At 43.1% G+C, this 6,891-nt stretch carries 5 protein-coding genes and 1 pseudogene; 3 read left to right on the top strand and 3 right to left on the bottom strand.

Features of this window, described 5'->3' with window-relative positions; genetic code table 11:
* Nucleotides 1-412: 412 nt before the first annotated feature.
* Together AB4375_RS05550 and AB4375_RS05545 are read right to left on the bottom strand one after the other, a co-directional pair.
* Nucleotides 413-892, bottom strand: coding sequence for a type II secretion system protein (locus tag AB4375_RS05550; RefSeq protein WP_017060589.1), 480 nt, complete (start codon nucleotides 890-892; stop codon nucleotides 413-415).
* A 250-nt stretch (nucleotides 893-1,142) separates the two neighbouring features.
* Nucleotides 1,143-2,531: pseudogene (locus AB4375_RS05545) on the bottom strand (putative bifunctional diguanylate cyclase/phosphodiesterase); the annotation flags it as partial.
* Between the two features lie 182 nt (nucleotides 2,532-2,713).
* Here AB4375_RS05545 and AB4375_RS05540 point away from each other — a divergent pair.
* Complete coding sequence (locus tag AB4375_RS05540) at nucleotides 2,714-3,403, top strand: response regulator transcription factor (RefSeq protein WP_017060591.1); 690 nt, start codon at nucleotides 2,714-2,716, stop codon at nucleotides 3,401-3,403.
* Nucleotides 3,396-4,745, top strand: coding sequence for a sensor histidine kinase KdpD (locus tag AB4375_RS05535; protein WP_017069225.1), 1,350 nt, complete (start codon nucleotides 3,396-3,398; stop codon nucleotides 4,743-4,745). Before AB4375_RS05540 ends, AB4375_RS05535 begins: the two co-directional genes overlap by 8 nt.
* Before the next feature lie 117 nt (nucleotides 4,746-4,862).
* Here the strand turns inward: AB4375_RS05535 and AB4375_RS05530 are convergent, their stop codons facing one another.
* The gene (locus AB4375_RS05530) at nucleotides 4,863-5,399 is read right to left on the bottom strand and encodes a GNAT family N-acetyltransferase (RefSeq protein WP_017069226.1); all 537 of its coding nucleotides are present in this window, start codon (nucleotides 5,397-5,399) and stop codon (nucleotides 4,863-4,865) included.
* Between the two features lie 226 nt (nucleotides 5,400-5,625).
* Between AB4375_RS05530 and AB4375_RS05525 the strand changes: the two genes are divergently transcribed.
* Nucleotides 5,626-6,891, top strand: a complete 1,266-nt coding sequence (locus tag AB4375_RS05525; RefSeq protein ID WP_029235617.1) for an HD-GYP domain-containing protein — start codon at nucleotides 5,626-5,628, stop codon at nucleotides 6,889-6,891.

Here is a 6,891-nt window from a genome sequence, read left to right as displayed (position 1 = left end):
TATTGTTTTGGTGATTTAATTAAAGTAATCAATGATAGAATTAATTATATTTGTTGAATGATTGACTTTAATTTATTCTGTTACGAAATTTAAATAATTGAACTTTAAGGTGGGATATTTAAAATAGGGAAAGGATGATTTTTATCATGATGTGTTGATTAAAGAATTTTAATGGTATTATTATTGACATATGTATCAAATATGTGTCTATGTAAATATTAATCGGCTAGTGATGAAAATAAGATATGAATGAGGTTGGTGTTATACCATGAGCACTGCCTAAAAGTATAAGCAGCAACAAGTTAGATCAATTAGTGTTATTTTTGAGCAAATGTTAGCGTAACCACATGATATTCAAAGATCTGTTGCGGTGGCTTTGTGTTAACTATGGAAGCGTGCAATCGTTGAGTATTTAACATGCACCATCAAGCACCACGATCTGTGGTTCTTTTTCTGGCTGATAAAGCACCTGACAAAAGTCTCCTTCTGGCGAATAGGTGTAGTTTTCGGTGTCGAAAGAGATGGCGGCTACTCTTTCTGCATTGCTGCCAGAGTCTACTTCTTTGTTGATGACATGAAGCTCTGTTGCGTCGATATTGAGCAGTCTTCTTAGTGAGTCAACATAGGCGATTGGGTAACCATGACAAACGTAGTAGGTCTCAATCTCCGTCTTTTCAACATAGTTGCACTCATCCTCAACGCCAGCAATCGCTGACTTCGCGTAGATCATATCGATACCCGTGCGAAGGTTACCAGCCACATCATGTATTTTACTCGCCCGAGCACTTCCTTGAACGTCTAAGAACTTGACCATAGCTGTCGCCGAAACGATCGCTAAAATTAATACAGAGATGATGAGTTCTAAAAGAGTGAAGCCGTTTTGTCTGTTCATGGTTACCGATTATTTGCTCTGCTAAAGGGACGGAATGAGGGTAATCTAAATACCAAAGTCATTACAGTTAGTGGGTATAATGGTTTGGTGTTTTATTGTGTAAATTTCTAAGTAATTTTCTTTATAAACAATAGCTTAATTATTCCCTCTTACTGTTAAACGCTATGTAAGCATACGTAAGCGTACACACCCACAGCAGCCCATTGTTTAGGAAGCATTCAAACGACTTAATTTATTGATAAATAAGTCTTTAATTGTAGGATTGTCGACCATTCAAAAACTGACTTTCGACTTCATTTGAGGGAATTGGTTTACTAAATAAAAATCCCTGAAGATATTGGTATCCACAATCGATTAAGAACGCTTTTTGCGTTTCGGTTTCGACACCTTCAGCAACCACTTTTAGCCCCAATTTTTCACAGATAGCATGGGTGGCTTGGACAATCGCTTTGCTCCCTTTGTGTGAACCGTGGACGAAGCTTTTATCGAGTTTCACGGTGCTAATCGGTAAGTCATGCAACATCGACAGTGACGAGTAGCCTGTGCCAAAGTCATCAAGGTGAAGCTCTACGCCCAATTTAGAAATATCGCTTAACGCTTGCCTGACTTCACCATGCTTGAAGATCATGGAAGATTCGGTGATCTCAAGGGCGATGCTTTGAGGTTGGATATTGTAGAAGTTCAACATTGCTAATAGCTGCTCGGCAAAGGTCGCGTGCATCTGAATACTCGAAATATTGATACTCATCATCAACTCACTATCAAACTCACGTTGCCATATCGATAGCTGTTTGAGTGCAGAGTTCAGAACCCATTTCCCGAGCGGTACAATCTGCCCCGTCTCCTCCGCTAAGCTAATAAACTCATCAGGGCCTATGTTACCTAGCTCTTTGTCTGACCATCGAAGCAAGGCTTCAAACCCTTTCACCTTGTCGCTGTTGGTGTTCATGATCGGTTGGTAGTGAAGGTTGAGATCGTCGTTTTCTATGGCGCGTGCCAGTCGATGGCGGATCTCTACTTTGCGATGCAGGGTTTGTGCTAAGTCTGGGGTAAACGTTTGGAAGCGGTTTCGACCATTCGCTTTTGCAAGATGCATCGCCATACCCGCTTGCTTTAGCAATGTTTCTTGGTCAACCGCGTTATCAGGGAAATGCGCGGTACCTATGCTGCAACCGACAGATAAACTGCCGATGCCTCTGATATGGAAACTTCGGTTTAAGGCATCAATGATGCGAGAGCAAAGTAGTGGGATATTTTGATTTCGGCAGGTGTGGGCAATCACAATGAATTCGTCGCCACCAAATCGCCCTATCATGCATTTCTCATCAACCAACTGTTTAAGGCGTTCACCAACCTGTTTGAGTAGTTGGTCTCCGACAGTGTGCCCATAAGTGTCATTAACTAATTTGAAGCCATCAAGGTCGACAAACATCAATTCAAACGGTGAGCGATAGGCAATGCTGGTTTCTAGAAGGTTGCTGATCCCACGGCGATTATAAAGCTCCGTTAAACAGTCGTGTTCTGCGTTGTATCTGGCTTTTATCAGCTTCTCTTTTTGCTTTGTTGTACAGGTTAGGTTTAGCAGCAGTTCGCTTTTATCAAAGAGCCACTTTCCTTGCACATCAAAATGGTGTGCTCTGAAGGAGGAAACCTTGATAAACCAAGGCGCACCGGTTGTTGGTTCTCTATTCTGTAAACGTGTATGTACAAAAGTGATTACTATGTTTTGCGTACGGTAAATGTAGGGCTCTGATTCCAATATTGATGATCTATGACCAGTATATATACTGCCTTCGCTTTTAATAAATACTGGTGATAGGAATGTCGAAAACCAAAGTGCTCATTGTTGAAGATGACCAAGAGATAGCTCGTCTAACGACGCTTTACCTCGAAGCTGAAGGTTACAATGTTAGCGTTGTTCATGAAGGGAACTTGGCACTTGAAGCGATCCGTAGTATTGAACCTGATTTAGTGCTGTTGGACTTGATGCTTCCAGGGATGAGCGGCGCGCAAATTTGCCGTCAAGCCCGTGAGTTTTACAATGGAATGATTTTAGTGCTAACGGCTTCCGCCGATGAAATGAGCGAGGTCAGCTTGTTTAAATTTGGTGCGGACGATTACGTTGCCAAACCGATTCGTGGCCATGCCTTGTTAGCGCGAATTGAAGCGTTATTGCGTCGAGCGACTCCCGTAAAAACTGCGCAAGAAACTACGGCTGAAAAACAGTGCGATATTGTAATCAACAGCTCTGCTCAAAGTGCCACGCTCTACGGCCAAAACCTCAAGCTTACTTCTGCTGAATTTGAAATCTTAAACCTTCTCGTTAATAACATCTGTCAGGTCGTGACTCGAGACCAGTGCTGTCAGTTATTTAGAGGGATAGATTACGCGTTCAACGACCGCTCGATTGATATGCGCGTGTCTGGGTTACGCCGAAAGCTGCGCATTCACGCAAAAGACAAACAGTTGATTCGTACGGTTCGCAACAAGGGGTACATGCTGGTTGCGTAAGTTCATTGCTACGAAGCTTCGCTCGGTTTCGATGTTTGCTCGCTTATACCTTGGGATTGTGACTGGGATGTCGGCAACGATATTTTTGTTCTTGAACCTTGGTGAGGGGTACATGCGACGCACCGAGATCGAAACCTTCCTCAATGATGGCATCTACTTTGCGGAGCAGTATGTTCGTCAACACAATCAAGAAAACTCACTCTATAAAGAGCTCGATAGAACAGGCTACCAACAATTTTATATCTTCAATTTACGCCTGTTGGAGAATTGGTCGGGCGAGGCGCCTTGCCAACAATGTGAGTTATACACAACCTTAAACGGTGTGCCGATATATCTAAGTGATGACAACCTCTATTCGACCGTGTTTCAGCTACCAAACTCTAAATTCAGTTTTGGGTTCAGTGAGGTAGGGGACTTTTTCTCTCCTGACATTGAATGGTACGAAGACTCAGAACGACACTTTTTGTTAGGGCTGTTGTTGGCTGTGATTGTGGCGATTGGAGCAAGTGTTTACTTACCTGTGAGGCGTTTTCAAGAAAGAATAGAGTTGCTCGTCGAGAAGCAGAAACAGTTTGGTAAGGGCAAGCTTAGTACTCGATCTGACATGGACGACATCCATCCTGTTTCTGATTTGGCCAGCAGTTTTAACTTCATGGCTGAAGAGATCGAAAGCAAAGTAAAACAAAGTCATATTTTCGCTCAAGCTATCCCACACGAAGTACGAACTCCGCTAAGTCGTATTCAACTGGCGACCGATATCCTAAGAAGGGGAGCCCCCGATAATCATCAGGTTCTTTTCGATGACATTGATACCTACATTGAGGATATCAACGAGCTCACGTCAGAAATCATCATGCTGTCGAAGTTGAATGTCATGGATAACTCTTTCTTTGAGCTCGTTAAAGTGACCTCCGATCTTCGTGAGTATTGCCTAGACCGAATTCGTTACTCGAAACTAGACAATGCCACCTTTGAATCTAAGGTACAGCTAGAGTGCAAGATTAAGTGTGATTGCTCAATGGCACGCTTGGTGTTCGATAACGTTCTCAAGAATGCGGGTAATTACACACAAGACAAAGTGTGGATGACGCTGGATGAGAACTCAGAAAACTGGCTGGTGGTGATTGAAGACAATGGTTCTGGAATACCGGAGAATAAGCGTGATGAGGTATTTCTACCGTTCTCTCGATTAGATTCAAGCAGAACGTCGACCACAGGTGGATTGGGGTTAGGCCTCGCGATTGCTCTATCGGCGGCTAAAAAGCTTTCTTGGGATATCAAAATCGACGACAGCAACTATGGTGGCGCCAAGTTCAGTATCGTGATTCCTAAGATCGCATAAGCTGCAGCTTCAAGAGCTCTTCAGGCTCGTCAAATAACAAAGCCACCGACTAATACCGTGGCTTTGTTATATTCCGATTTACAAGCGAGTGACTTCTTAGTTACTACTGCCTAGAGCCTAGAGCTTAGAGCGATGAAGTCCATAAATAGCGTGGTCTACGATGCGGCCATTCAAATTCTCGTTACGAGTTATAATACCTTCTAACGTGAAATGTAAGCGCTCACAAACCTTGCGGCTGCTTTGGTTACCGGTTGCGGCTGATATCTCTACCTTTTCCATATCTAACTCATTGAAAGCAACATCAATCAGCTTCTGGACAACGCGCGTCACAATCCCCTTTCCTTGGTATGTCTCAGATAACCAATAACCTATGGTCACCTTTTGCTTATCATGATCAATGGTATTGAAACTGCAGTTACCGACGACCTTGTCTTGATACACGATTGCACAAGTCATGCTTTTACCTTCGGCATAATCGTGTAGCGAGCGTTGGATGAAGATCCTAAAGTCTTGCTCGGTTTTACAATGTGGCGGCCACACGAGCCATTGACTTAGGTACTCATTCTGGCTTTGTGAGATTTCCGCGTAGTGAGAAGCGAAGCTCTCTTCAACCAATGCGATGGAGAGTTCGTTGTCGATAACCGTTTTAAACATGTCTTTCCTTTTCTTAAGGCTGCTTATTTAAGCGAATCTTAGTCGGCAGGCTATAATGTCGCATGATTTTTAATATGCAACCATTTGTAGCACGGATTTTTCGTGAAACTTTGGTTCTATCACGAAACTCATTAAACCTTACAATAGTTGTGTATATAATCATTAGCTATGCATTAGTATTAGCGGCCTAAATATATAAAAAATATAAAAATGCTAGACTTAAATAATGAATCAACATTGCCAGGACGTGACCGTGGACTTAAGGAAGGCTCTATTCGGTATTGCTAAGGCGCTTGATAACGTCGGTTTCGAAAGTAAAAATCATGGACAGAGAGTGGGCTATATCGCGTATCGATGTGCTCTGAGTGTGGGGTGGGAAGAAGAGCAAGCGCAGCTCGCGTTTTCGTTAGGCTTGATTCACGACTGTGGTGTCTCGCAAATTGATGAACAGCTCAGTTTAACGTCTGGGTTTGTACCTGACTCAAGCTATCACCATTGTCAAAAGGGCTACCAAATCTTAAAAGAGTGCCCAGTTCTTTCTATATTTGCTAAGCCGGTTCTTTATCACCATACTCCGTGGTCTGAGCTAAGGGCTATTCATATCAGCGAGTTAGAAAGAGAACTAGCTGCCATCGTGATGCTTGCCGATAGAGTCGATTATCTATACGGCATAACCTCTTCTGATCGTTATGGAAACCTAACACCAGACGGCAAAGCGAGCATCATTGAACGTTTGACTGAACAAGCGGATGAGATGTTCGAAACCAACCTTGTGCAACACATGTGCGAGTTGGTTGATTTGGATGACTTCTGGTTTTCTATGGAGATTCCATACATCGAGAACATGAGGGATAACTTTGAACCTGTGCCATTTTTCTCCCAGCAAATGTCGCTGGATGAGACGGTGGCCTTTGCCGAGTTTATCGCCAATGTTGTTGATACCAAAAGTTCGTTTACCTTTAAGCACTCTTTAAAGGTTGGGCAGCTTTCAGAATACCTCGCCAAACAGCTGGGTTATTCCTACACCACTCAGCGCAAACTCTATCTGGCTGGGTTAGTCCATGATATCGGTAAACTGCAAACCCCTAATGACATTCTGCATAAGCCGGATTTACTCACTGAAGAAGAGTATTGCTGTATTAAACGCCATGCAACGGACACTCGATTCGCATTGCAGGAGTTGTTCAGTTCACCTCAGGTTTGTCAGTGGGCATCTAATCATCATGAAAGGTTAGATGGTTCGGGTTACCCAATGGGAAAAACGGCGGAAGAGTTGGATCAACCCAGTCGAATTGTTGCTGTGGTGGATGTGTTTCAAGCGCTAACTCAGTCTCGACCTTATCGTGGAGGCATGACGTTAGAAGAGACTCTCGCTATTTTGAGGGACCACGTTGATAACTTTAAGTTGGATCGAGAAGTGTTTGAGTGCCTTAATAAACACGCGCAATATTGCTTTGAATTATCGACAGACAAACGAATGTACGCGTTTTAA

Origin of the sequence: Vibrio sp. 10N.261.51.C6 (assembly GCF_041471785.1) — a bacterium.
GTDB lineage: Bacteria > Pseudomonadota > Gammaproteobacteria > Enterobacterales > Vibrionaceae > Vibrio > Vibrio crassostreae_C.
This window is presented reverse-complemented; position numbering and strand designations above follow the sequence as displayed.